17 protein-coding genes are annotated in these 23458 nt (G+C 46.4%); 9 read left to right on the top strand and 8 right to left on the bottom strand.

Annotated features, from left to right (window positions below; genetic code table 11):
• The first annotated feature begins 3 nt into the window (after positions 1-3).
• The 5 genes from AC1DP6_RS10885 (at position 4) to AC1DP6_RS10865 (ending at position 7681) form a co-directional block, all read left to right on the top strand.
• Complete coding sequence (locus AC1DP6_RS10885; RefSeq protein ID WP_477054816.1) at positions 4-2526, top strand: glycoside hydrolase family 95 protein; 2523 nt, start codon at positions 4-6, stop codon at positions 2524-2526.
• Positions 2523-4364: an alpha-L-fucosidase gene (locus tag AC1DP6_RS10880; RefSeq protein WP_477054815.1), complete on the top strand. Its 1842-nt coding sequence runs from the start codon at positions 2523-2525 to the stop codon at positions 4362-4364. The genes AC1DP6_RS10885 and AC1DP6_RS10880 overlap by 4 nt, the downstream gene beginning before the upstream one ends.
• Positions 4365-4372: 8 nt before the next feature.
• Positions 4373-6172, top strand: coding sequence for an alpha-galactosidase (locus AC1DP6_RS10875; RefSeq protein WP_477054814.1), 1800 nt, complete (start codon positions 4373-4375; stop codon positions 6170-6172).
• A 4-nt stretch (positions 6173-6176) separates the two neighbouring features.
• Positions 6177-7343: an alginate lyase family protein gene (locus AC1DP6_RS10870; RefSeq protein WP_477054813.1), complete on the top strand. Its 1167-nt coding sequence runs from the start codon at positions 6177-6179 to the stop codon at positions 7341-7343.
• 101 nt (positions 7344-7444) lie between these two features.
• On the top strand, positions 7445-7681 hold the full coding sequence (locus tag AC1DP6_RS10865; RefSeq protein ID WP_477054812.1) for a hypothetical protein: 237 nt from the start codon (positions 7445-7447) through the stop codon (positions 7679-7681).
• Here AC1DP6_RS10865 and AC1DP6_RS10860 read toward each other — a convergent pair whose 3' ends face one another.
• Positions 7682-8980 carry a hypothetical protein gene (locus tag AC1DP6_RS10860; protein WP_477054811.1) on the bottom strand — a complete coding sequence of 433 codons (1299 nt, stop codon included), beginning with the start codon at positions 8978-8980 and terminating at the stop codon, positions 7682-7684. It lies immediately after the preceding gene.
• A 112-nt stretch (positions 8981-9092) separates the two neighbouring features.
• Here AC1DP6_RS10860 and AC1DP6_RS10855 point away from each other — a divergent pair, with 112 nt between their 5' ends.
• The gene (locus AC1DP6_RS10855; RefSeq protein ID WP_477054810.1) at positions 9093-10097 is read left to right on the top strand and encodes a FecR family protein; all 1005 of its coding nucleotides are present in this window, start codon (positions 9093-9095) and stop codon (positions 10095-10097) included.
• An 8-nt stretch (positions 10098-10105) separates the two neighbouring features.
• Here the strand turns inward: AC1DP6_RS10855 and AC1DP6_RS10850 are convergent, their stop codons facing one another.
• The 4 genes from AC1DP6_RS10850 to AC1DP6_RS10835 all read right to left on the bottom strand — a co-directional run bounded on the left by AC1DP6_RS10850 (position 10106) and on the right by AC1DP6_RS10835 (position 13952).
• Positions 10106-10576 (bottom strand): MarR family winged helix-turn-helix transcriptional regulator, encoded by a 471-nt coding sequence (locus AC1DP6_RS10850; protein ID WP_477054809.1) that lies wholly within the window; start codon positions 10574-10576, stop codon positions 10106-10108.
• Positions 10577-10856: 280 nt separating this feature from the next.
• On the bottom strand, positions 10857-12032 hold the full coding sequence (uxuA, locus tag AC1DP6_RS10845; RefSeq protein WP_477054808.1) for a mannonate dehydratase: 1176 nt from the start codon (positions 12030-12032) through the stop codon (positions 10857-10859).
• Positions 12033-12116: 84 nt separating this feature from the next.
• The gene (locus AC1DP6_RS10840) at positions 12117-13445 is read right to left on the bottom strand and encodes a glycerate kinase type-2 family protein (RefSeq protein WP_477054807.1); all 1329 of its coding nucleotides are present in this window, start codon (positions 13443-13445) and stop codon (positions 12117-12119) included.
• A gap of 63 nt (positions 13446-13508) precedes the next feature.
• Positions 13509-13952 (bottom strand): hypothetical protein, encoded by a 444-nt coding sequence (locus tag AC1DP6_RS10835; protein ID WP_477054806.1) that lies wholly within the window; start codon positions 13950-13952, stop codon positions 13509-13511.
• A 196-nt stretch (positions 13953-14148) separates the two neighbouring features.
• Here AC1DP6_RS10835 and AC1DP6_RS10830 point away from each other — a divergent pair, with 196 nt between their 5' ends.
• On the top strand, positions 14149-17196 hold the full coding sequence (locus AC1DP6_RS10830; protein WP_477054805.1) for an amidohydrolase family protein: 3048 nt from the start codon (positions 14149-14151) through the stop codon (positions 17194-17196).
• A gap of 63 nt (positions 17197-17259) precedes the next feature.
• The gene (locus AC1DP6_RS10825; RefSeq protein ID WP_477054804.1) at positions 17260-18558 is read left to right on the top strand and encodes an amidohydrolase family protein; all 1299 of its coding nucleotides are present in this window, start codon (positions 17260-17262) and stop codon (positions 18556-18558) included.
• Positions 18559-18644: 86 nt separating this feature from the next.
• Here the strand turns inward: AC1DP6_RS10825 and tyrS are convergent, their stop codons facing one another.
• Positions 18645-19928 carry a tyrosine--tRNA ligase gene (gene tyrS / locus AC1DP6_RS10820; protein ID WP_477054803.1) on the bottom strand — a complete coding sequence of 428 codons (1284 nt, stop codon included), beginning with the start codon at positions 19926-19928 and terminating at the stop codon, positions 18645-18647.
• A 184-nt stretch (positions 19929-20112) separates the two neighbouring features.
• Here tyrS and AC1DP6_RS10815 point away from each other — a divergent pair, with 184 nt between their 5' ends.
• Positions 20113-20808, top strand: coding sequence for a TapB family protein (locus AC1DP6_RS10815; RefSeq protein ID WP_477054802.1), 696 nt, complete (start codon positions 20113-20115; stop codon positions 20806-20808).
• Positions 20809-20881: 73 nt separating this feature from the next.
• Here the strand turns inward: AC1DP6_RS10815 and rfbD are convergent, their stop codons facing one another.
• Together rfbD and rfbB are read right to left on the bottom strand one after the other, a co-directional pair.
• Complete coding sequence (gene rfbD, locus AC1DP6_RS10810; protein WP_477054801.1) at positions 20882-22318, bottom strand: dTDP-4-dehydrorhamnose reductase; 1437 nt, start codon at positions 22316-22318, stop codon at positions 20882-20884.
• 74 nt (positions 22319-22392) lie between these two features.
• The gene (gene rfbB, locus AC1DP6_RS10805) at positions 22393-23448 is read right to left on the bottom strand and encodes a dTDP-glucose 4,6-dehydratase (RefSeq protein ID WP_477054800.1); all 1056 of its coding nucleotides are present in this window, start codon (positions 23446-23448) and stop codon (positions 22393-22395) included.
• Between the last annotated feature and the right edge of the window lie 10 nt (positions 23449-23458).

Raw genomic sequence — 23458 nt, 5'->3', positions numbered from 1 at the left:
TTAATGATAAAGTATCTGTTAGCATCCGCTGTAATGCTTTTTGCGCGCAACACCTATACCGCGCCACCTACAGACTCTCTGCTGAAACTCTGGTATAAGCAGCCTGCCCAAAACTGGGTAGAGGCATTGCCGGTAGGAAACGGCCGTATTGGCGCCATGGTATTTGGTGGCGTGCAACAGGAAGAACTGCAACTGAATGAAGGCTATCTCTGGTCAGGCGTGCCCCGTGATGGTAATAATCCGCAGGCAAAAGAAACACTGCCGGAAATGCGTAAACTGTTGTTTGAAGAGAAATATGCAGAGGCGAATGTGCTGGCAAAAAAAATGATGGGTACCTATAGTGCCCGTTATCTTACACTGGGCAGCCTGCTGATTGATAACGATATACCACAGGAAGCAACGCAATACAAGCGCGAACTGGACCTGAATAAAGGGATAGCACGCGTAAGTTATGTGGCTAACGGAATCACCTATACGAGAGAAGTATTTTCCAGTTATCCGCAACAACTGCTGGTGATACGCTATACCGCTGGTAAAGCCGGGCAACTGAATTTCAGTACCCGTTTTGCCAACGGCATGCCGCATACCAATAGCATAGTGAATAATCATTACCTGGTGATGAAAGGCAGATGCCCGGAATATGTGGCTGCCAGACCTTATGAGCCTAAACAGATCGTGTATGGCGAAAAAGGTATTCACTATGAAGTACACCTGGATGCCCGTGTTAGTGGTGGACAGGTAAAAACAGATACCGCTGGTGTACATATATCCGGTGCTACCGAAGCCTTGTTGTTATTATCTGTTGGGACCAGCTTTAAAGATGGCCAACCCAATGGGAAAGATGAACATGCCGCCGCTGCTGCGCCACTGCTGAAAGTGGGTAATTATGCACAGTTGCTGCAGGCACACCTGAAAGACTATACCGCATTATTTAACCGCGTAGCTATCAACCTGGGTGTAGACCGTGACGCAGCGCTGCCTACAGACGAACGTCTGAAAGTATACACGGAGCATGGCGGTAACCGCGATCCGCAGTTAACCACGCTGCTGTATCAATATGGCCGCTACCTGATGATTGCAGGTTCCCGCAAAGGCGGACCGGCTATGAATCTGCAGGGATTGTGGAATAAGGAAATGCAGCCGCCATGGGGATCCAACTATACAATTAACATCAATACTGAAATGAATTACTGGCCATCTGAAACGGCTAACTTATCAGATTGCGGCATTCCTTTATTTGAGTTTATTAATAAGCTGTCGCAGAGCGGACGTGTAACCGCTGCTGTTAACTACGGCGCAAAAGGTTGGACCGCGCATCATAATTCAGACATCTGGAATATGACCAATCCCGCCGGTGGCATAGATTTTAAGGACCCCAACGGTAACCCCAAATGGGCTATCTGGCCTATGGGCGGCGCCTGGCTCAGTCGCCACCTGTGGGAACACTACCAGTTTACCGGTGATAAAAAGGCGCTGCAGCAAATGTATCCAGATCTGAAAGGGGCTGCTGAATTTATGCTGGACTGGCTGGTGAAAAACGAAGCCGGACAATGGGTGACCAATCCTTCTACTTCTCCGGAAAATAATTTCCGTATTGATGGCAAACCTACCGGTACGGTGAGCATTGCTTCTACCATGGACCTGTCGATCATTCATGACTTGTTTAACAACACCATACAAGCAGCCACCCTATTACAGCAGGATGCGCCACTGGTGGCACGTATCAAACAAACCATGTCCGAAATGTATCCTTTTCATACGGGACAGTATGGTCAATTGCAGGAGTGGTACAAAGACTGGGATGATCCACAGGATACCCACCGTCACGCATCTCATTTGTATGGCCTGTTTCCGGGTAATTTCATCTCTCCACGCAGGGATAGCACACTCGCGGCTGCGGCTAAACGTAGTTTATTGTTGCGCGGCGATGGTGGTACCGGCTGGTCTAAGTCGTGGAAAATTAACTGGTGGGCGCGGCTGGAAGACGGCAATCACGCCTATACCATGTTAAACAAACAATTATTTCTTGCTGGCGGACAAACCGTGAGTGTAGCGGATAACAGCGGTGGTTCTTATCCTAACCTGTTTGATGCACATCCTCCGTTCCAGATAGATGGCAATTTTGGTGTGACCTCTGGTATTACAGAAATGTTGCTGCAAAGTCATGACGGTGTAGTATACCTGTTGCCTGCACTGCCGGACGCATGGCCTGCCGGTAACGTAAAGGGACTGAAAGCGCGGGGAGGCTTTGAAGTAGATATGGAGTGGAAAAACGGACAACTTACCCACGCCGTCATCAGATCTGCTTTGGGTGGTAATTGCCGTATTCGTACGCGTGTTGCCGTGAGGGTAGATGGTAAACCGGCTAAAGCTGCAGTGGGTAAAAATGATAACCCATTCTACCAATTACAGGTGCCAGGTAAAACGGAAGTAAAAGACCCAACGAAATTGCCAGTGTTGCAGTTGGAAAAAGTATTTGAGTATGATATTTCAACTGCACCTGGTAAAACTTATCATATTTTATGAGCATCAGAAAGGGAATTTTGAGTGTAGCCGTTAGCGTGATAGCTTATTCGGCTGTAGCGCAGGTAAAAGGAGACGATGATGGTATATTGACACAGCGCGCCGCCACACGCGACAGCATCGCTGTGAGTACTGCTGTGAATGGCTGGTGGAAAGCATCTATGAAAAATCATGATGCACGTATTGCCTGGTGGCGGGAAGCCAAGTTTGGCTGTTTTATTCACTGGGGAGTATACTCTGCTGCTGGTGGAGAATGGAAAGGAAAGAAGGTGGATGGCTATGCAGAGCACCTGATGAGAAAAGAAAAGATCAGCCGGCAGGAGTACGCTGATCAGTTGATAAAAACATTTGACCCTATTTACTTCAATGCTGATGCCTGGGTGCGCATGATCAAAGCGGCAGGCATGAAATACCTGATCATCACCGCCAAGCATCATGATGGAGTAGCCATGTATCCTACCGCCATCGGGGATTATCATATTYAACAGGACCCATTGGCGGCGCTGTCTGCCGCCTGTAAAAAGTATGGCATCCGCTTCGGCTTTTATTACTCCCATGCATTCGACTGGGAGCATCCTGATGCGCCGGGTAATGACTGGGATTATAAAAATCCGGGAGGAGATAAAAACCTGTATGGGGGCACCGCCTGGTACGATGCACATCCCGAGTTGCTGCCTAAAGCAGTGAAGTATGTGAATGAAAAAGCTATCCCGCAGATTGTAGAATTGCTGAAAAGATATCATCCGGATATTTTATGGTTTGATACGCCACATAAATTACCCCTGAGTGAAAATATCCGGGTATTACAGGCTATCCGTGCAGTGGATAAAAATGTAGTGGTGAATGGTCGTTTGGCCCGGAGTAGCCATATTTCTTTTGGTGATTATATCAATACTTCCGACAGGCCCGCGGAGTTTTATCCCGTTACCGGTGACTGGGAGGCGATTCCCACCACCAATGAATCCTACGGTTACTCAAAATACGACAGCAGTCATAAACCCGCTTCCTTCTTTATCCGTTTGTTGGCTAAGGCGGCAGACAGGGGAGGGAATCTGCTCATGAACATCGGACCTGAAGGAGATGGCAGCATTGATCTGCGGGACACGATCATACTGCATACCATTGGTACCTGGATGCAACAGAACGGAGAAAGTATTTACGGCAGCAGCAGTAGCCCGCTGCCGGTGCAGCCCTGGGGCGAAAGCACCCGCAATGGCGACAAATTATACCTGCATGTTTTCGACTGGCGGACGGCCCTTTATGTAGGGGGCCTGGAAAGCAAAGTAACTAAGGCTTATCTGTTAAGTGATAAAACTAAAAAAGCTTTACCGGTACAGCGTAAAAATACAAAGGATATCCTCGTAACCCTGCCTGCAGTAGCGCCAGACAGCATTAGCAGCGTGGTAGTGCTGGAAATGGACGGCATTAAAACAGATACAGTGCGTGTGCTGGATACACAGGATATTACTAACGTATTGCGGGCATTTGATGGCATACTTCATGGTCGTGGCTGGCAGAACGGGGATGGCAAGAAGGCCGCGTATTTCGTACATAACTGGAAAGATACTGCGCAATATGTGAGCTGGAAGGTTCGTACAGTGAAGGACGCCACTTATCAGATCGGTATAAAGTATACCGCCGATCCGTCGGCAGCAGGGAGTTACAGTATTCGTGTAGGCGATAACGTTATTACTAATGATGTTCAGCCGGCGAAAGTAACAGTGAAACCGTTGAAGGCAATTTATCTCCCTGCAGGTGAGTATGAAATAACTATCAGGGCGAATGAAATTAAGGGGAGTGAGTTGATGAAATTATTTGAATTAACAATGCAACCAAAATAATATCCACGATGAAAAAATGCAACTTGCTTTTACTGTGTTGTTTGCTGGGCAGTGCCATCACGGCCATGGCAGGAGATCCGGAGCGATTTGTTCAGGCATTGAAAAATAGTATGCCGGTGGCGTATACCGCTGATGGCCGCCCGGCGCCTTCATTTATTAAAGTGGCCCGCAGCTGGAAAGGAGAGTTATGCGAAGTACGTGTAGTCAATACCGGTAGTACACCCGTACGATTGAAAGAAGTGATCACAGGTGTTGCAGGTAAAATACTTCCGGCCGCTACACCCTTTTATGCAGAAGGCTTTCAGATGCTGACGCAAACAGCCGGTACACTGGCTAAGCCGGAAAACCTGGGAAACTACACAGATGCAGGACATTACAAAATACCACAACCGGATGGCTACCTGGCTGTATATAACCTGTTGCGTTTATATCCTGCCGAAGATGTGCAGTTGCTGTTAGGATATACTTCCAGCAAACGCTTTGTAGGCAAGTTTTATTTATCTGCCGATACCATTAAAGTAGTGACAGACCTGGAGAACCTGGAATTGTTACCCGGCGCCACTTTTAACCTGGAAGAGCTGATGCTGGGTACCGGCAAAGATGGTAATCAGCTGTTGGATCGTTTTGCAGATCGTATCCATCATTTTCATCCCCGGTTGGAATTTAAGCAACCGCCTACTGGCTGGTGTTCCTGGTATTGCTTTGGTCCTAAAGTAACGGCGCAGAATATTTATGATAACCTGGATTATATCAAAAATAATATCCCGGCATTAAAGTACATACAAATCGATGATGGATATCAGCCGCATATGGGCGACTGGCTGGAAGTGGGCAATTCCTTTGGTGGTAACGTACAGCAAGTGCTGCGCAGTATCCGTGACAAAGGATTTGAACCGGCTATCTGGGTGGCGCCATTTATATGCGACAGCAATTCGACCATCTATAAAAATCATAAAGACTGGCTGGTAAAAGATGCGACAGGCGCACCGTTGCGCAGCGACCTGGTGACCTTTGGTGGCTGGCGCTGGAAGCCATGGTATGTACTGGACGGTACAAACCCGGCGGTACAGCAGCACCTGGAGCAGTTGTTCCGCACCATGCGCAACGACTGGGGTGTTACGTATTTTAAGCTGGACGCCAATTTCTGGGGCGCTATTCATGGGGGCTATTTTTATGACAAGCAGGCTACCCGTGTAGAAGCTTACCGCCGTGGCATGGAAGCAGTGATCAAAGGAAGTAAAGATGCATTTTTACTGGGCTGTAATCATCCGCTGTGGCCTTCTTTAGGCCTGGTACATGGCAGCCGCAGTTCTATGGATATCAAACGTAACTGGACGGTGTTTGAACGCTCGGGCCGCGAAAACCTTTATCGTGCCTGGCAGAATGGCCGTTTGTGGTGGAATGATCCGGATTGCCTTGTGTTAACAGGCGCGATGCCGGATAATGAATTTAACTTTCATGCTGCTTTATTATACGCTACAGGTGGCATGTTGCTGAGTGGAGATGACCTTACTAAAATATCACCTGAACGACTAAACGTTTTGAGGAAAGCAGTGCCGCCAACCGCTAAAGCAGCCGCTTTTGAAAATACAGATTTCGAAACCGGAAGGGTCGCTACAGCGGCAGGACAACAGGTGATCTTACTCAACTGGCAGTCATCTCCCAAAAAAATATCCGTAAAACTCGATAAAACATACGAGGTAACAGACTATTGGACAGGCAAGGTGTTAGGCAGCTTCAGTGGCAATTTCGCCCTGGAATTAGCCGGACATGATGGACGCGTATTATCATTAACCCCAAAAAAATAGGGTCATGCGTAAACATACTACCTGGCTGTTGGCATTGTTGTTAAGTGTAACGTATGCTGCCAATGCACAATCGCCTTTTGTGAAGCAGCTAATAAAAGATACCCGTCCCGCGATTGTAACCCGCGCCAAATGGGCTTTACAGCAGGCGCCGGAAACAATTACGGCTTTCCGTTGCGAACGCAGTGCGGGCGGCTTGCATGATTTCTATTCTGAAGGAGATTACTGGTGGCCGGATCCGACGCATCCGGATAGTCCTTACATTCAAAGAGATGGACAAAGCAACCCAGACAATTTTGTTGCGCACCGGCTGGCGATGATAAAGCTGAGTCGTGTAATGGGCGCACTGGCAGCGGGCTATGTGGCTACGAAAGACAATACTTATCTGCAACATGCGCTGTTGCATGCAAAGGCCTGGTTTGAAGATAGCGCTACCCGCATGAATCCTTCCCTGTTATATGCACAGGCAATAAAGGGACGGGCTACCGGCAGGGGCATTGGTATTATCGATACTATTCACCTGATGGAAGTAGTGCAGGCATTAAGCATTATGGAAAAGGCGGGAGCTATTCCACCCCCTGATCTGCGAGCCTTCAAAGACTGGTTTAGTACTTACCTGCAATGGCTTACCACGCATCCTTATGGCAAAGACGAAATGAATGCTGCCAACAATCATGGTACCTGCTGGGTGATGCAGGTAGCGGCTTTCGCCCGGTTTGTGAACAACCGGGAGCTGATGGACTTTTGTATAAACCGGTATAAAACGGTATTGCTGCCAGGGCAAATGGCGGATGATGGCAGTTTTCCACGGGAGTTGAAACGTACTAAACCTTACGGCTACTCGCTGTTTAACCTGGATGCTATGAGCACTGTTTGCCAGTTGCTGAGCACTAAAGAAAATAACCTGTGGCAGTATACCCTGGGAAATGGCCGGAACATCGGCAAGGGTATTGCATTCCTGTCTCCCTATGTAAAAAATAAAAATAGCTGGCCCTATGCCCATGACGTGATGTACTGGAATAACTGGCCGGTAGCGCAGCCATTCCTCATTTTTGGCGCTGCTGCCCTGAAAAATGGTGAATATTACCGTTTATGGTTGTCCCTGAACCCTGATCCCCAGGAAGAAGAAGTGTTACGTAACCTCCCTGTAAGGAACCCTGTGATCTGGTTCTGAGCACTTTAGAATTTACAATTAATTAAGATTCGGATGGTATATTTTGTTAATGTAAATGCTTAACTTTAGGGGACTATACACTATGTTTAAACTTTAGAGATATGAGTTGGATGKACGACTTGTATGTAATTTACCAGAAACTGGATGCCACCGGTTGTCAAGAGGTAAAACATAACATTCTTAAAGCCCAGATTGACGGCTGTAACAGAGGTGAAATTTACTTCCTGGTATTACAACAATTGGTACGTATTAAAACAGACAAGGCGCCTGTTTATGAATTGATTAAAGGAGAAGTGGAAAATATTATCCATTGTAGTAAAGGACAATACCTGAGTTAATTATTTTAATTCTTCTATCAGTTTCTGCACTTTGAGGTAATTAGGGGCACCGGGTGGAATTTTCAACAGCCACTCCAGGCATTGTTGCTTGCGCCCTTCTTTCAGATAACTCAATGCCATATAAAAGGCTGCTTCATTCCGAAGATCGCCGCTGTTGTTATAAACAGTGAGGAGATCTTTACGTGCATTTTCCAGCTGGTTTTGGTCTATCAGCGCTACACCACGATAATAGCGGGCGTATAAGTTGCCCGGATTAATGTTGAGTGCATTGTTCAGCAATACAACGGCTTCATTGAAATGGCCGTGGTTAAACTGTATAATGGCTTCTTCCGGCAAGCGTAAGCTGTCGATATCCGGTATCTGCATTTCTGTAGAAGCAAACTGCCGGTAAATATTTTTACTCCACGGGCTCACATACAGCAGGATCGCCATGGCTGCTGCTATCATTGCTGTCAGTATCACGTAATTACGAATGGGAATAGCGGAGTTGTCTTTCAGGGTATACCAGGCATTGCGGTGGGTAAACAACAGATGTTGCAGTTCATCCCTGTTGGTATCACTGCATATTTTTTGTGCCAGCAATTGCCGGACGATATCAAATCTTTTCACCTGTTGATTCAGCAACGCATCTGTTTGCAAGCGTTCTGTGAATGCTTTCCGGTCTACCTCACTCATTTGTGCGCTCAGGAAGCGGTCTGTTTCCAGCAGGTCTTTTTCAGAAAGACTATTGGCTTTCAGTTTTGTATCGATGTCTCTGAACAGGCTGCGGAAGCAGGCGGTTCTGCGTTCGGGTAATTCAGCAACGGGTATTTTAGTTTCTGCAGCAATGTCTTCCTGCAGGCAGCCCTCAGTCAGCGACCAGCGGAGCAGTTCTTTGCATTCATCGGATAATGCGAGATAGTAGTGATAGGCCAGTCTTCTTTTTTCTCCTTCTTTCAGTACATCTTCCACATCCTGGATATCATCCCTGCTCATGGTAGACAATTCTTCTGCTTCCAGTCCGGGGATACGTTGTCCCCGTCTTTCCAGTTCCTGTTCCCAGACGCGCTTGCACAATAGTTGCAGAAAGGGTTCGAAGTCGGTTACTTTGAGAGGGTGACGGCGGGCAAAATAGTAGATATCCATGAGGGCTTCTTCAAAGATATGGGCGGCATCTTTTACATGACCGCTTTTTTGGAGAATAAATCGCTTTTCCTTGGAAGCAAACCGCTGATAAATACTTTCTATTACTGCTGGCTGATGGTGAAGCAATCCCTCAATATATTCCTGGTCGTTATGAATTAAAGGTTCAGGTGACATACATATCGTTTTTGCCTTGTTCGTCTTTACTAAAAATATTAAACCTTGCCGAAGTGACCTAATTATTTATTCTGTCTGTATGCAAATGCGATGCCTGTGCGGTGGAACTTGTATGGAAGTTAAGTATCTTGCCGGACATAGCAGCTATAGCCGACAGTATCCATTTAATATGTATCAACCGCAGCAGGATGTCAGTGACCTGATATCAAGATATATACAGTCTCCGCAGGACCCGCTTTTGCAGGAACAAATAGCTGCGCTGATCGCTGCTGGTCCTGATCAGGCGGCGTATGTGGAACGGCAGTTGACCGACTGGCTGGGGGAAGGCGTTCCTGTTGTTGTTATACCTGTCACTCCTGTTGTTCCAGTGTTGCGGGAACCTAAGGCCCGCTCTTTTCACCCGAAGTGGGTAGTTTTGGCAACAGTTATTGTACTCGCTCTGGCCGGATTTATTTTTTATAAATGGCGTCCCGATGGCAGAATGTTGCAATACGTTAATCATACTGGCCATATTGATACCTTGCGCCTGGCAAAGAATAGCCGTGTCATCACCAATAAGGAAACAACGATCTCCTATGCGGCTAAGTTTGGTGTAACGCCACAGCTGCAGATGGTGAACGGTGACGCCTATTTTGAAATCAGTCAACCGGCGCGTATCCGCATGCAGCTGGATGAGCACACTGTTTTATATACGGCGAATGCCGCATTTAATGTGCATAAAACGGCTACGCTTTCCCAGGTATTCGTGGTGAAGGGAAGAGTTACCCTCGTACCTGATAAAGGCAATAAGATGCAGCTAACGGCCAATATGCAGGCAAAACGGGAGCTGCACCATCCATTACAGAAGAAAACGGTAAAAAGTCAGTCGCAGCTGGCCTGGAAAACAGGGCACCTGAAGTTTCGTAATATTCCGCTGGAAGAAGTGCTGGATGCAGTGAATGGTTACTACGGCCTGGAAATCCTGTTGCCACCTTCTGCTGGCAGTCTATATAAACGCAGGCTCACCGCAGATTTGGAAAATAAATCTGCTGATGAAACACTGGTGATATTACGTAAAATGCTGAATGTGCCTATCGTGAAAGATAGTGCGAACAGGTATTATGTAAGCATGAAATAACCCGCAGATCAATCCAATTTTAAACCTGCATTTAATTTTTTGAGGATGGCTTTCAGTTCTATAAGTGCGTCCGTTCCGATAATGCTTTCATACAATGCCTGTATTTCATCTACTCCTTCATACACGCTGATCATAAATTCTTTTCCTTTTTCGGTGAGGAAAATGATGCTGGCGCGGTTATCTGTATCGTGTTTACGGGTACTGATATAGTTTTCTGCTTCCAGGTTTTTCACCACCTTACTCATGGCTTGTTTGCTGATACGTGCCTTTCTGGCGAGGTCGTTGTTGATAGTGCCTTGTGCATCTATATGCACCAGTAATACCATGTCTCCCAATTTAAAATTCTTGTATCCGCGTTCCTGGATTCTTTGGGTAATACGCAGGTCTATATCTTTTTTGAACAAGTTAATCAGGCGGGCGAGGCTATCAGGTCTTTTGGCCAGGCATGCCTCGTATCTCGCATCGACAGTTGCGCTCATCGTATTGTAGGTTTAGTAAAAGTGTACAGTTGATAAAATCTCGTATCCTGATGCAATGCTACAAAAAAGCAGTGATTTTTTCGATTATAAAAAGAAAGACCCAACCGTGATGGGTGGGTCTTTTATATTTTAGCGAAGCAGTGTCATTTGTACGCGTAATCAGCCATTACGGTATGTGTTCAAATACGCTTTCTGCTCTGGTGTAGCATCTCAGTCCGACGATGGTATTGCTTATCCCCACCTTTACTCGTTGTGCAGACCTGATGCTGGTAGATGTCAGTCAATCAGAGCCTAAAGCCCCCGCGATGCCCATTTCCAGGCCGCGCAGCTCTGCCAGCCCGCGTAAACGGCCAATGGCGCTGTAGCCAGGATTGGTTTTTTTATGGAGGTCATCCAGCATCTGGTGTCCATGATCCGGTCGCATAGGAATGGAAACATTGCGGCGTTTCATGGTGGTGAGGATGTTTTTCACGACAGCAAACATGTCTACATCGCCTTCCAGGTGGTTAGCTTCGTGGAAGTTGCCCAATGCATCCCGCTGCGTGCTGCGGAGATGGATGAAGTGAATATGATCGCCCAGGCGTTCTATCATGCCCGGCAGGTCATTGTCTGCCCGTACCCCATAGGAACCCGTACAGAAGCACAGTCCATTAGACGTATAAGGTGCTGCTATCAGCAGTTCCCGGGCATCCTGCTCCGTGCTTACCACGCGTGGCAGCCCGAAGATAGGGAATGGAGGATCATCCGGATGGATGGCCAGTTTTACCCCTGCTTCTTCCGCAATAGGTGCTATTTGCTGGAGGAAATAGAACAGGTGTAGTTTCAGCTGGGTGGCATCAATGCCTTTGTATTTATCTAATGCGGCCTGGAACTGTTGCAGCGTAAAGCTTTCTTCAGATCCGGGTAGTCCGGCAATAATATTTTTTTGTAACAGTACACGGTCTTCATCGGTCATGCTGTCGAAATGCTCTTTCGCACGGGCAATGTCATCGTCACTGTAATCCTTTTCTGCATCTGGTCTTTGCAGCATGAACAGGTCGAACGCCATGAAGGCTGCTTTTTCAAAGCGCAATGCTTTGGAGCCGTCTTCTACGGTGTAAGAAAGGTCTGTGCGGGTCCAGTCCAGTATAGGCATGAAATTGTACGTTACCGTACGTATGTCGCATGCAGCCAGGTTACGCAGGGTTTGCTGGTAGTTGTTGATATAATCTCTAAAACGCCCGCTCTGCGTTTTAATATCTTCATGTACCGGCACACTTTCTACGACTGACCAGGTAAGACCTGCCGCTTCGATGATGGCTTTCCGCTTTAATATCTCTTCTCTCGTCCATACCGCGCCATTAGGTACATGGTGCAATGCAGTAACGATTCCGGTAGCTCCTGCCTGTTTTATATCAGACAAGCTTACCGGATCATTAGGCCCGTACCATCGCCATGTCTGTTCCATTCTCAGCATAATGCAAATACGTTTAGTAAATCCAGAATTTCTAATTCCAAACCCCAAAAATATAATCTATCCACACATATACAAACTTTGATTTTAAATTTTAGGGGTATCTGTGGTGATGAGCAGGATCATCAGGTCCATTACATTGGTTTGAGTAGGTCCTGTAATCATTAGCCCGCCTGCTTTTGAGAAGAAATGCCATGCATCATTGTTCTGCAAAAAACTATTTGCATCCAGCTGCATATTTCTGGCATTTTGCATCGTAGATGCATCCACGATAGCCCCTGCCGCATTGGTGGGCCCATCGCTGCCATCGGTGCCTCCGCTTAAAAAAGTGAGTGTGGGGTGATGAGCGAGCGCAATACCTGCTGCCAGCGCCAACTGCTGATTGCGGCCACCAAGGCCGTTTCCGGTGATGGTGACGGTGGTTTCACCTCCTGCCAGCAAACAGGCGGGAAGGGAACCGGAATAGCCGAGCGCTGTTTGTACCAGTGAAGTGGCTACAGTATGTGCATCTCCGTTAATAGTATCCGACAACAGCAACGGATAATAGCCCAGCTCCCGGGCCTTGCCGGCTGCGGCTTTCAGGGCGATGCGGTTGGTGCCGGCCAGGTAGTTGTGTACATGCCCGAAATCCTTATCACCCGGTTTGGGCGTTTCCGGTATTACGCCGGCCACTCCATTTTCGATATGCTGCAGAAGAGCAGCGGATATTTTTTCAGGGAGATGATATTTGTGAAATACCCCCATTGTGTCGGCAAAGGTAGACGGGTCGGGCACTGTGGGGCCTGACCCTATCACACTCAGATCATCGCCCACTACATCGCTCAGGATAAGGGTACATAACGTAGCCGGATATATGCTTTTTGCAAGCTGCCCGCCTTTGATACCCGATAAATGTTTGCGGACCACATTCATTTCGCGGATATCCGCACCACTTTTGAGCAGTGCTTCGAACAGCTGTTGTACTTCCTCCAGGTGACTGCCCGAGGGTACATCGGCCAGCAGGGCGGAAGCACCACCCGATAAAAGGAAAATAACGAGGTCGGACGGCTGCACTTGCGCGGCGATGGCCTGTAGTTTAACGGAAGCGGCTACACTGTTTTGATCGGGTACCGGATGTCCTGCCTCCAATAATCCGAGCTGTTGTAACGGTAACGCATGTCCGTATTTGGTGATGACCATTCCTTGCAGGGGGAAATGGGGGAGCAGTATTTTTTCCAGTTCCTGTGCCATCGCAGCAGCAGCTTTGCCCGCTCCCATGACCCATACACGGCCATCCTCCGGGATCTCATAATCATCTCCCGAAATAGTAATTATACGGGAGCCCAGCTGCACCTGCACATTTTTCCGCATCAGCTCCTGCGGATGCACTGCCGCTACGGCATGCAAAAAAATATCTTTTATATCCGCTGTTGTCATCCGTTTTGGGAATAAAAAAAGCAGTGAGTTGACTCACTGCTGGTAGGTTTAAATGTAAGTTATTTATTGTTGCGGTGTCGCCTTCTTCGCTTCTTTCTTCACTCTCTTCTTTTCCATTTTTTCTTCGAGATGCTCCTTTTTAGTCATTTCCCAGTCATTCCACTTCTTATACTGGGCGGCTGTAAACACGGTTTTAAAACGCTGGCTGCGCTCTGAATCCAATGCTTTGAACTGTGTCATCCGCTCTTTTTTAGTGAGTGCAGGATTGTTTTTTACCGCATCCATCCGGCGCACAATATCTTCATTGATTACATAAATCTTTTTGGACTGCTCTTTATTCAACCCGATTTTATGGGAAATTTTATCAGTTATTTTATCTGCCCTTCCCTCAACACCCCAGCGGCCCGTTGTAGCGGAACTATCTTTTACCTGGGCAAAAGTGGTGGTCGAAATGGCTACAAAAAAACAGACTAGCAGCACTTGTATATAAACGGAAATAAACTTCATAGTCAGCAAATATTGAACGAATTTAAACAAACTTAGGATGTAATTCCCTGTCAAATTATCCCTTTTTCGTGTGAATCCAAAATTTTAGGATAGCCTTACCATTCATAAAAAATATCGCTTTTTATTAAACTCCGCCTTAATGATTTACTACATTTAACGAATCAACTAGATCTGAACCGAAAAATCAAAGATTTACATGAAAAGAGCTTTTGAGAAACCCGAGATGGCCCTGCTATCACGGTGTATTACCTATGCCATGAACCGGTATCGCAGTCAGGTGGTTTTGCTGGCTTTACTGGCAACAGGCACCTACGCCAGTGCACAGGAAACTTTTCCTGTAAACGGTATTGCTGACCCCCGGGAAGGATGTTTTGCCTTTACACACGCCACTATTGTAAAGGATGCACAAACAACCCTGCAAAATGCCACCCTCGTGATCCGCGATGGAAAAGTGATAGATGCCGGTCCTGCTGCCGTTATTCCGAAAGATGCGGTGGTACTGGATTGTAAGGGAAAGTACATTTATCCTTCCTTTGTGGATATCTATAGCAGTTATGGATTGTCTGATTCGAGAAAGGGCGGCTCCGCCTGGAATGCAGCGCCTCAGTTCCTGTCTAACACCAAAGGAGCATATGGCTGGAACCAGGCTATTAAAAGTGAGGTAAATGCCGTGGATTTGTTTTCGGGAGATGAGGGTAAAGCTGCACCATTGCGGGAAGCCGGTTTTGGCACGGTACTTACCCAGCAGCCGGACGGCGTTGCCCGCGGCACTGCGGCCCTGGTTACCCTGGCCACTGCAAAAGAAAACAGGGTGATCATCCGCGAAAAGGCCGCCGCGGTCTATTCTTTCGATAAAGGTACTTCTACCCAAAATTATCCCAACTCGCTCATGGGCTGTATTGCATTGCTGCGCCAAACTTACCTGGATGCACAATGGTATAAATCCCAGCCAGCCAAAGAAGGGGTGAACCTCAGTCTGCAGGCATGGAATGCCAACCAGCAGCTGCCGCAGCTGTTTGAAGCAGCAGATAAATGGGATGTACTCCGGGCAGATAAAATCGGCGATGAATTTGGCGTACAGTACATTATCAAAGCCGGCGGTAACGAATACCAACGTATCCCTGAAATGGCCGCTACCAAAGCTACATTCATTTTGCCCCTGAACTTCCCCGGCGCTATCGACATGGAAGATCCGGGCGACGCCCGCTTTGTATCCCTGTCGGACATGAAACACTGGGAAATGGCTCCATCAGAACCAGGCGCCTTCGAAAAAGCAAATATCCCTTTCTGTTTAACAGCTGCTGATCTGAAAGATGTGAAGCAATTCATGGCCAATGTACGCAAAGCCATAGAATACGGCCTTAGCGAACAAAAAGCACTGGAAGCATTAACAAAAACACCCGCCACGCTTTTAAAAGCATATGATAAAGTAGGTAGCCTGGAAGCGGGTAAACTCGCTAACTTCCTCATTACTTCCGGACCCATTTTCAGCGATAAAACTATCCTGTACCAAAACTGGGTACAAGGGAACCGCTATGTGATTAAAGCTGATGGTTGGAATGATATCCGCGGTATTTATACCGTGACGCTTACGCCCGGCAACAGCTATAGCGTGGAAGTAAGAGGCACTGCCAGTGCACCATTGCTGTCTGTTTTGCAGCAGGACACCCTGCCAGGACGCATAGATGTAAATGGAAAACTGGTGTCTATGTCTTTGCCCCTGGTCAAGAACAGCAAGAGCAGCATCCGCTTGAGCGGTATCATCGGTGGCAGCAACTGGACCGGTACCGGCGCTGATACCAGCGGCAACACCGTAAAATGGACGGCCGTATTTGTGAAAACAGCACCGGAGAAAGCTGATTCCGTAAAGAAGAATGCCGCCATTACTTTAGGCCCCTTACTGTATCCTTTTAATGGCTATGGCTGGGATAAACTGCCTAAACAGGAAGACCTGCTCATCAAAAATGCCACCGTATGGACCAACGAGAAAGAAGGTAAACTTGAGAATACCGATGTTTTGCTCCGTAATGGAAAAATTGCACAGATAGGTAAAAATCTGTCTGCCGGCAACGCCCGTGTAATTGATGGTACCGGTAAACACTTGTCTGCCGGCATTATTGACGAACATTCACACATCGCTATCAGCAGAGGCGTCAACGAATCATCACAGTCTGTGACCGCAGAAGTAAGGATTGCAGATGTATTGAACCCTGACGATATCAACATTTACCGGCAACTGAGTGGCGGCGTTACCGCTTCTCATTTATTGCACGGCAGCGCCAACGCCATCGGCGGGCAATCTCAGCTCATCAAACTGCGCTGGGGACAAAATGCGGAAGACCTGAAAGTCACCAACTGGGACCCCTTCATCAAATTTGCATTGGGTGAAAATGTAAAACAATCCAACTGGGGCGACCGTAATACTGTACGTTTTCCACAAACCAGGATGGGAGTAGAACAGATATACACAGATGCGTTTACCCGTGCCCGTGACTATGAAAAACAAGGCACCGGCAAACGCCGCGACCTGGAATTGGACGCACTCGTAGAGATTTTGCATCAACAGCGTTTTATTACCTGTCACTCTTATGTACAGAGCGAAATTAATATGCTGATGCATGTAGCAGACAGTTTCCATTTCCGTGTGAACACCTTCACACATATCCTGGAAGGCTATAAAGTAGCAGATAAAATGAAAGCACATGGCGCCGGTGCAGGCACCTTCGCTGATTGGTGGGCATATAAAATGGAAGTACAGGATGCTATTCCTTACAACGCGGCCATCATGCAAGGCGTAGGGGTAGTAACTGCCATCAACTCCGATGATGCAGAAATGGCCCGCCGCCTGAACCAGGAAGCTGCCAAAACAATCAAATATGGTGGCGTGAGCGAAGAAGATGCGCTTAAGATGGTGACCATCAATCCAGCTAAATTGCTACATGTAGATAACCGCATGGGTAGCATTAAAGTAGGGAAAGATGCAGATGTGGTACTGTGGAGCGATAACCCGCTGAGCATCTACGCCAAAGCCGAGAAAACCATCGTAGATGGTATCGTGGAGTTTGACCGCGATAATGACCTGCTGTTGCGCAAACGCATCACCGCAGAACGTAACCGTCTTACCCAGCAATTGCTGACTGAAAAGAAAAAGGGTACGCCTACACAGAAAGCATCTTTTGTGGCGGATGAAATGTACCACTGTGAAGACTTACAGGGTGGGCACCAGTCAGGTGTTGGCTACTAGCTTTTAGCTATTAGTCAGCGATTATTGAAAATATTAAATGCTAACAGCTAAATGCTAACAGCTATGAAAAGTATCATGATTTTATTTTGCCTGGCTATCGCGTTACATACCGCCTATGCACAGGAAACTATATCCCCGGCGGCTCCACAGGATAAGCCGGTATATCTTACCAATGCTACTATTCACGTGGGCAACGGTGAGGTAATCAACAATGGAACGATTGCATTCAGCAAAGGAAAAATCACGGCAGTAGGTAGTAATGTGCCTGCCGCCGGTAGCGATGCTACCGTAGTAGATCTGAAAGGGCAACATGTATATCCGGGCATCATTGCGCCGGAGTCCCAGCTGGGACTGATAGAATTTGAAAGTGTACGTGCTACCATTGATGTGAAGGAAGTCGGAGAAATAAATCCATCAGTACGGTCCATCATTGCGTATAATGCGGATTCAAAAGTGATCAATACCCTGCGCTCCAATGGTATCCTGCTGGCACAGGTAACTCCGGAAGGAGGTATCATCAGTGGTGTTTCTTCTGTAGTACAACTGGACGCCTGGAACTGGGAAGATGCAGCATATAAAACAGATAATGCCCTGCATTTTTACCTACCCAGCCTGTTGCCCGTAACCAGTGGTGGCGGACGTGGGGGGGCTGCTCCAGCCGTTGATCGCCTGAAAGCTGCCATGGAACAGATTGAAACCGTAAGAACATTTTTCCGTGAAGCAAAAGCATATCAGCAGGAAGCCAAACACACAGCTACCAATCTGAAGTTTGAATCCATGCGCAAGCTGTTTACCAAAGAGCAAAAGCTTTTTATTCATTGCAACCTGATGAAAGAAATGCTGATCGCCATTGATTTTGCAAAGGAATTTAATGTAGATGTCACTATCGTAGGTGGCACTGATGCCTGGCTCATCGCAGACATCCTGAAACAAAATAATGTGCCGGTGATTTTAACACAGCCACATAGCTTGCCGGTGATGCAGGACGATGATGTAGACCAGTCTTATAAAACTGCGGCTCAGCTGCAAAAAGCAGGTGTGCTGTTTTGCCTGAGCAATGAGGGCTTCTGGCAACAACGTAACCTGGGCTTTGAAGCCGGTACTGCCAGCGCTTTCGGACTCAGCAAAGAAGAAGCCCTGACCGCGGTGACGCTGAATGCCGCCAGAATATTGGGCATCGATAAAATAACAGGTTCGCTGGAAGCCGGCAAGGATGCTAACATTGCGATCAGCACAGGTGATATGCTGGATATGAAATCCAGCGTGATTACAAAAGCATTTATCCAGGGCAGAGAAATCAACCTGGATAATAAGCAGAAGCAATTGTATGAGAAGTACGAGAAGAAATATGGATTGAAATAATATGGGTAATGAGTATAAAAACAGAAAGGCTGGTAGTGATACCAGCCTTTTCTGTTTATGTTTGAAAGTAGTCGCTTATTAACTCTTCAGACAGCTTTAAGGAGATAGTAATTAGTTTTTCCTTTTTGGATCAGGATATATTTATCTCTCAGGAGTGCTGATGTATTAACAACAGTATCAATGCCCTGTACTTTATTTTTATTTACACTTACACCGCCGCCTTGTATCATTTTACGGGCTTCTCCTTTACTTGGGAAAATGCCAGTTTCTGCGAGGAGGCTTATAAGGTCTTTACCTGTTTCCAGATCAGCCTTGGCGACTTCATGCTGAGGAACGCCAGCCATTACATCAAGCAATTCATCTTCTGAAAGTGCTGTCAGGATCTCAGCAGTATTATTACTAAATAGTATGGAAGCTGCCTGAATGGCAAATTCATAGTTTTGTTCGCCATGAATGAAGGTTGTTACTTCCTTACCTAAACGTTTCTGCAATAAATTTTTTCCTGGATCTTGTTTGTGTTGTTCGATTAATTCATCTATTTCAGACTGCTCCATGAAAGTAAAGATCTTAATATAACTCTCTGCATCCACGTCTGTTGTTTTAAACCAGAACTGGTAGAAAGCATATGGAGACGTGCGTTTAGGATCCAGCCATACTGTTCCTGATTCGGTTTTGCCGAATTTGGTGCCATCTGCTTTTTTAATGAGCGGGCAGGTAAATGCGAATGCCTCACCGCGTGCCTTACGGCGCACCAGCTCAGTACCGGTAACAATGTTACCCCACTGATCGGAGCCACCCATCTGCAGTTTACAGTTTTTGGCGGTATACAAATGATAAAAATCGTAGCCCTGTATCAGTTGATAGGTAAATTCTGTGAATGACATCCCGTTGTCGCCTTCGATCCGTTTTTTAACAGAATCTTTGGCCATCATATAGTTTACGGTGATGTGTTTACCGGTATCGCGAATAAAATCGAGGAAGGAAATGTGTTGGAACCAGTCGAAGTTATTCACCATTTCTGCCGCGTTGGGTTTGGCAGGATCAAAGTCCAGGAAGCGTTCCAGCTGTGCTTTGATACCATTCACATTTTGTTGCAGGGTATCGAGGTCCAGCATTTTTCTTTCTTCCGCTTTAAAGGAGGGGTCGCCTACCATGCCGGTAGCGCCGCCCACCAGCGCGAGGGGCTTATGTCCTGCCTTTTGCAGGTGCACCAGCAGCAGAATAGGTACCAGGCTACCGATGTGCAATGACGCTGCAGTAGGGTCAAAACCAATATAAGCAGTGGTCATTTCCTTTTGCAGTTGCTCTTCCGTTCCAGGCATCATATCCTGTAGCATACCCCGCCAGCGCAGTTCTTCTATCAGATTCATGATTTTAATAACAATTTTTGCAAACCTACATAAAATTAACAGGATTCGTCCATTTTAAGGGAGGCTGGTCAGATCTAACAAATATCTATGTAAATTTATAGTAGCAGCCAGCCGGCTGATTCATCCATCGTGAGGTTAATTCATAAGATATCTATTTTTCATCTTCCCCAAAACACCTTGTTTTATGAAAAGCTTACTTCTTTTTTTATTACCCCTCTGTTATGTTACACCCGCAATAGCACAGGATTGTAAAGGGTTCTATTACCTGCTGAATAATGCCGAAATCGAAATGACCGTGTACGACGGCAGTGGCGCCGCCACGGGTAAAACGGTCTATAAAGTTAATAATGTGCATAAAGATGGCGATGGTGTCATATCTGATTTCTCCAATACCTATTATGACAAGAATAGTAAGCAGGTAGCCACCAGTACCGGGCATTTCAAATGCAGTGGTAATGGGGCGGCAGTAGACATGAAAATGAACTTTCCATCTATGCCCAACACCACAGACACAAAAATGGAAGGTAAGTCTAACGCGGCTTTCCTGGATTACCCTTCTCACATGGAGGTAGGACAGGAGCTAAAGGGTGGTTCGTACGAAATGAAGAATAAGGTAAAGGGCATGGAAATGGTGCTCAGCTATACTATCCATAACCGGAGGGTAACAGGAAGAGAAAATGTTACCACCCCTGCCGGCAGCTGGAACTGTTATGTTATCAGCTATGACCTTGATTTTCAGATGACAATGATGAACAAAGTAGTGCCCAGGAAGTTTACCGCGGTGGAATGGTTTGCCCCTGGCTTTGGTCCGATAAAGACAGCTTCTTTTAGTGAGGGTAAAAAAATGGGAGGAACTTTGATTACCGGGCTTAAGAAGTAAACCGCCAATAAAAAGGTCGGGCATGAAAAGAATTCTTTTCATGCCCGACCTTTTTAATCAGCCTTGTATGGCCTTATATATTTTTCAGGCATTTCGCCAGGCTATCTCTCCAGTAGGGGATAGTAATGCCGAAAGTGCTTTTTATTTTTTCCTTGTTCAATACGCTGTAGGCCGGGCGTTTTGCTGCAGTTTTATATTTGTCAGATGTAACCGGGTGGATAGTGGTGGTCGCATTGGTCATCTCTTTAATAGTTACCGCAAAGTCGTACCAGCTGGTCACTCCTTCGTTACTATAGTGATATACACCTCCAATGGCCACATCTGTATTGGCTGCTTTGTATTGCAATATATCCAGGATGGCTTTGGCCAGATCACCGGCGTAAGTAGGTGTACCTGTTTGATCAAATACAACGGTTAATTCCTGTTTTTCCTCCATTAGTTGCTTCATGCGTTTAACAAAGTTTACCGCAAATTCGGAGTAGAGCCAGGAGGTACGGAGTATAATGGTATCAGGATTATAGCCTGCTGCGGCAGCTTCTCCACGCACTTTGGAGGCGCCGTAAATGCTCTCGGGATCTGTATCATCGGTTTCTGCATAAGGCACATTTTGTTTGCCGCTGAATACATAATCGGTAGAGATATGCAGTAGTTGCGCCTGATGTTCTGCACATATTTCTGCGAGGCTCAGCACCGCCTGGAAGTTCAGTAAAAAGGCATTGTCTTCATCTTCCTCTGCTTTATCTACAGCTGTATAAGCAGCACAGTTAATGCAGGCATCAATTTGCTGTGCAGAGAAATAGGCAGCCAGTGCATCTGCATCCGTGATATCCAGGTCCTGGTAATCGGTAAATAACAGGTTAAATTGCGGATAAGCGCCGGCTACCTTTTGTAAGGACTGTCCTAATTGACCGTTTCCGCCGGTAACAAGAATGTTTTTCATAGCAAATGATCRGCTGTTAAAAATAAAATTATGATGTATGTCTGCCAGTGTTGGCAGGATAAGGTCTTTATCAGAAACGATCGCATCTTTCAAATCAATTCCCCAGTCAATGTCAAGGGCGGGATCATTATAAATGATACCACCTTCACTGCCTTTTTGGTAGAAGTTATCGCATTTGTACATTACTTCTGCTGTTTCGCTGATAACAGCATAACCATGTGCAAATCCTTTGGGGACCAGCAGTTGCAGTTTGTTGGAAGCACTTAATTCGATGGCAAAAGATTTACCGTAGGTAGGAGATCCTTTGCGGATATCCACTACCGCATCAATGATGCTACCTTCCAGCACTCTTATCAACTTGGTTTGTGCATACGGTTCCAGCTGATAGTGGAGGCCTCTTAATACACCGTAGGTAGAGCGAGCCTGATTGTCCTGAACAAATTGGTAGGTAATACCCTCTACGCTGAAAGTATTGGCGTTGTAGCTTTCAAAAAAATAGCCGCGATGGTCGCCATGTACTTTTGGCTCGTAAATTAAAAGGTCCGGTATTCCGGTTTGTTGAAAGCCCATATGGTAATAACTATTTGGCTACTGGTGGCTGATGACCAGTTATTGTAATAACAGCAGATCACCAGCCAGCGTAACTATCTTTTTTGATATTGTTCGTTATAATATTTTTGGTAATCTCCGCTGGTTACATTGTTTAACCATGTTTCATTTTCAAGATACCAGTCCACTGTTTTTTCCAGACCTTCTTCAAACTGGAGAGAAGGCTCCCAGCCTAACTCTTTATTGAGTTTGGTGGCATCTATGGCATAACGGAGGTCATGACCGGCGCGATCCTTTACATAAGTAATCAGCTGAGCAGAAGTCCCTTCCTGACGTCCCAGTTTTTGATCCATAATCCTGCACAGCAGCTGAATAAGATCAATGTTTTTCCACTCATTAAATCCGCCAACGTTATAGGTTTCTCCAATCCTTCCGTGATGGAAAATGGTATCGATAGCCCTTGCATGGTCATTTACAAATAACCAGTCACGCACGTTTTCTCCTTTGCCATATACGGGTACCGGCCTGTTGTTTTTGATATTGTGTATGGCCAGCGGTATGAGTTTTTCCGGAAAATGGTGAGACCCATAATTGTTGGAACAATTTGAAATGACAGCGGGTAAATGATATGTATGATGATAAGCCATCACAAAATGATCTGAGCTGGCTTTGGAAGCGGAGTAAGGTGAACGGGGATCATATGCTGTTGTTTCAAGGAAAAAACCTTCTTCCCCGAGAGAACCATATACTTCATCAGTAGATACGTGGTAGAAAAGCTTCCCATCCATGTTATCTTTCCAGTATTTTCGCGCACTATTCAGCAATACCGCTGTTCCCAGTACATTTGTTTTGATAAACGCCAGCGGGTCCATAATAGAACGGTCTACATGACTTTCTGCTGCCAGGTGAATAACACCATCAAACTGATATTTTTCAAAAAGAGAATCAATGAAAGATTCATCTGTGATATCGCCCTTCTCGAAAATGTAATTAGATTTATCTTTTACATCTGTCAGGTTTTCCAGGTTCCCCGCATAAGTGAGTGCATCCAGGTTTACGATTTGATAGTCGGGATATTTATTTACAAATAACCTTACTACATGTGAACCAATGAACCCGGCCCCGCCAGTAATCAATAGTTTCCGCTTCATTCCAGATAAA

Source organism: Chitinophaga sp. 01L420 (assembly GCF_056399985.1).
Note: the sequence above shows the minus strand (reverse complement) of the source record. Positions and strands in the feature narration are given on the sequence as shown.

Bases quoted from the DNA above. Each gene is read 5' to 3' on its own strand.
- rfbB (WP_477054800.1), bottom strand. From the start codon at position 23,448: ATGAAGCGGAAACTATTGATTACTGGCGGGGCCGGGTTCATTGGTTCA.
- AC1DP6_RS10860 (WP_477054811.1), bottom strand. From the start codon at position 8,980: ATGTCACCTGAACCTTTAATTCATAACGACCAGGAATATATTGAGGGA.
- AC1DP6_RS10825 (WP_477054804.1), top strand. From the start codon at position 17,260: ATGAAAAGTATCATGATTTTATTTTGCCTGGCTATCGCGTTACATACC.
- AC1DP6_RS10840 (WP_477054807.1), bottom strand. From the start codon at position 13,445: ATGACAACAGCGGATATAAAAGATATTTTTTTGCATGCCGTAGCGGCA.
- tyrS (WP_477054803.1), bottom strand. From the start codon at position 19,928: ATGAATCTGATAGAAGAACTGCGCTGGCGGGGTATGCTACAGGATATG.
- AC1DP6_RS10815 (WP_477054802.1), top strand. From the start codon at position 20,113: ATGAAAAGCTTACTTCTTTTTTTATTACCCCTCTGTTATGTTACACCC.
- AC1DP6_RS10830 (WP_477054805.1), top strand. From the start codon at position 14,149: ATGAAAAGAGCTTTTGAGAAACCCGAGATGGCCCTGCTATCACGGTGT.
- AC1DP6_RS10885 (WP_477054816.1), top strand. From the start codon at position 4: ATGATAAAGTATCTGTTAGCATCCGCTGTAATGCTTTTTGCGCGCAAC.
- uxuA (WP_477054808.1), bottom strand. From the start codon at position 12,032: ATGCTGAGAATGGAACAGACATGGCGATGGTACGGGCCTAATGATCCG.
- AC1DP6_RS10855 (WP_477054810.1), top strand. From the start codon at position 9,093: ATGGAAGTTAAGTATCTTGCCGGACATAGCAGCTATAGCCGACAGTAT.
- AC1DP6_RS10870 (WP_477054813.1), top strand. From the start codon at position 6,177: ATGCGTAAACATACTACCTGGCTGTTGGCATTGTTGTTAAGTGTAACG.
- AC1DP6_RS10850 (WP_477054809.1), bottom strand. From the start codon at position 10,576: ATGAGCGCAACTGTCGATGCGAGATACGAGGCATGCCTGGCCAAAAGA.
- AC1DP6_RS10835 (WP_477054806.1), bottom strand. From the start codon at position 13,952: ATGAAGTTTATTTCCGTTTATATACAAGTGCTGCTAGTCTGTTTTTTT.
- AC1DP6_RS10875 (WP_477054814.1), top strand. From the start codon at position 4,373: ATGAAAAAATGCAACTTGCTTTTACTGTGTTGTTTGCTGGGCAGTGCC.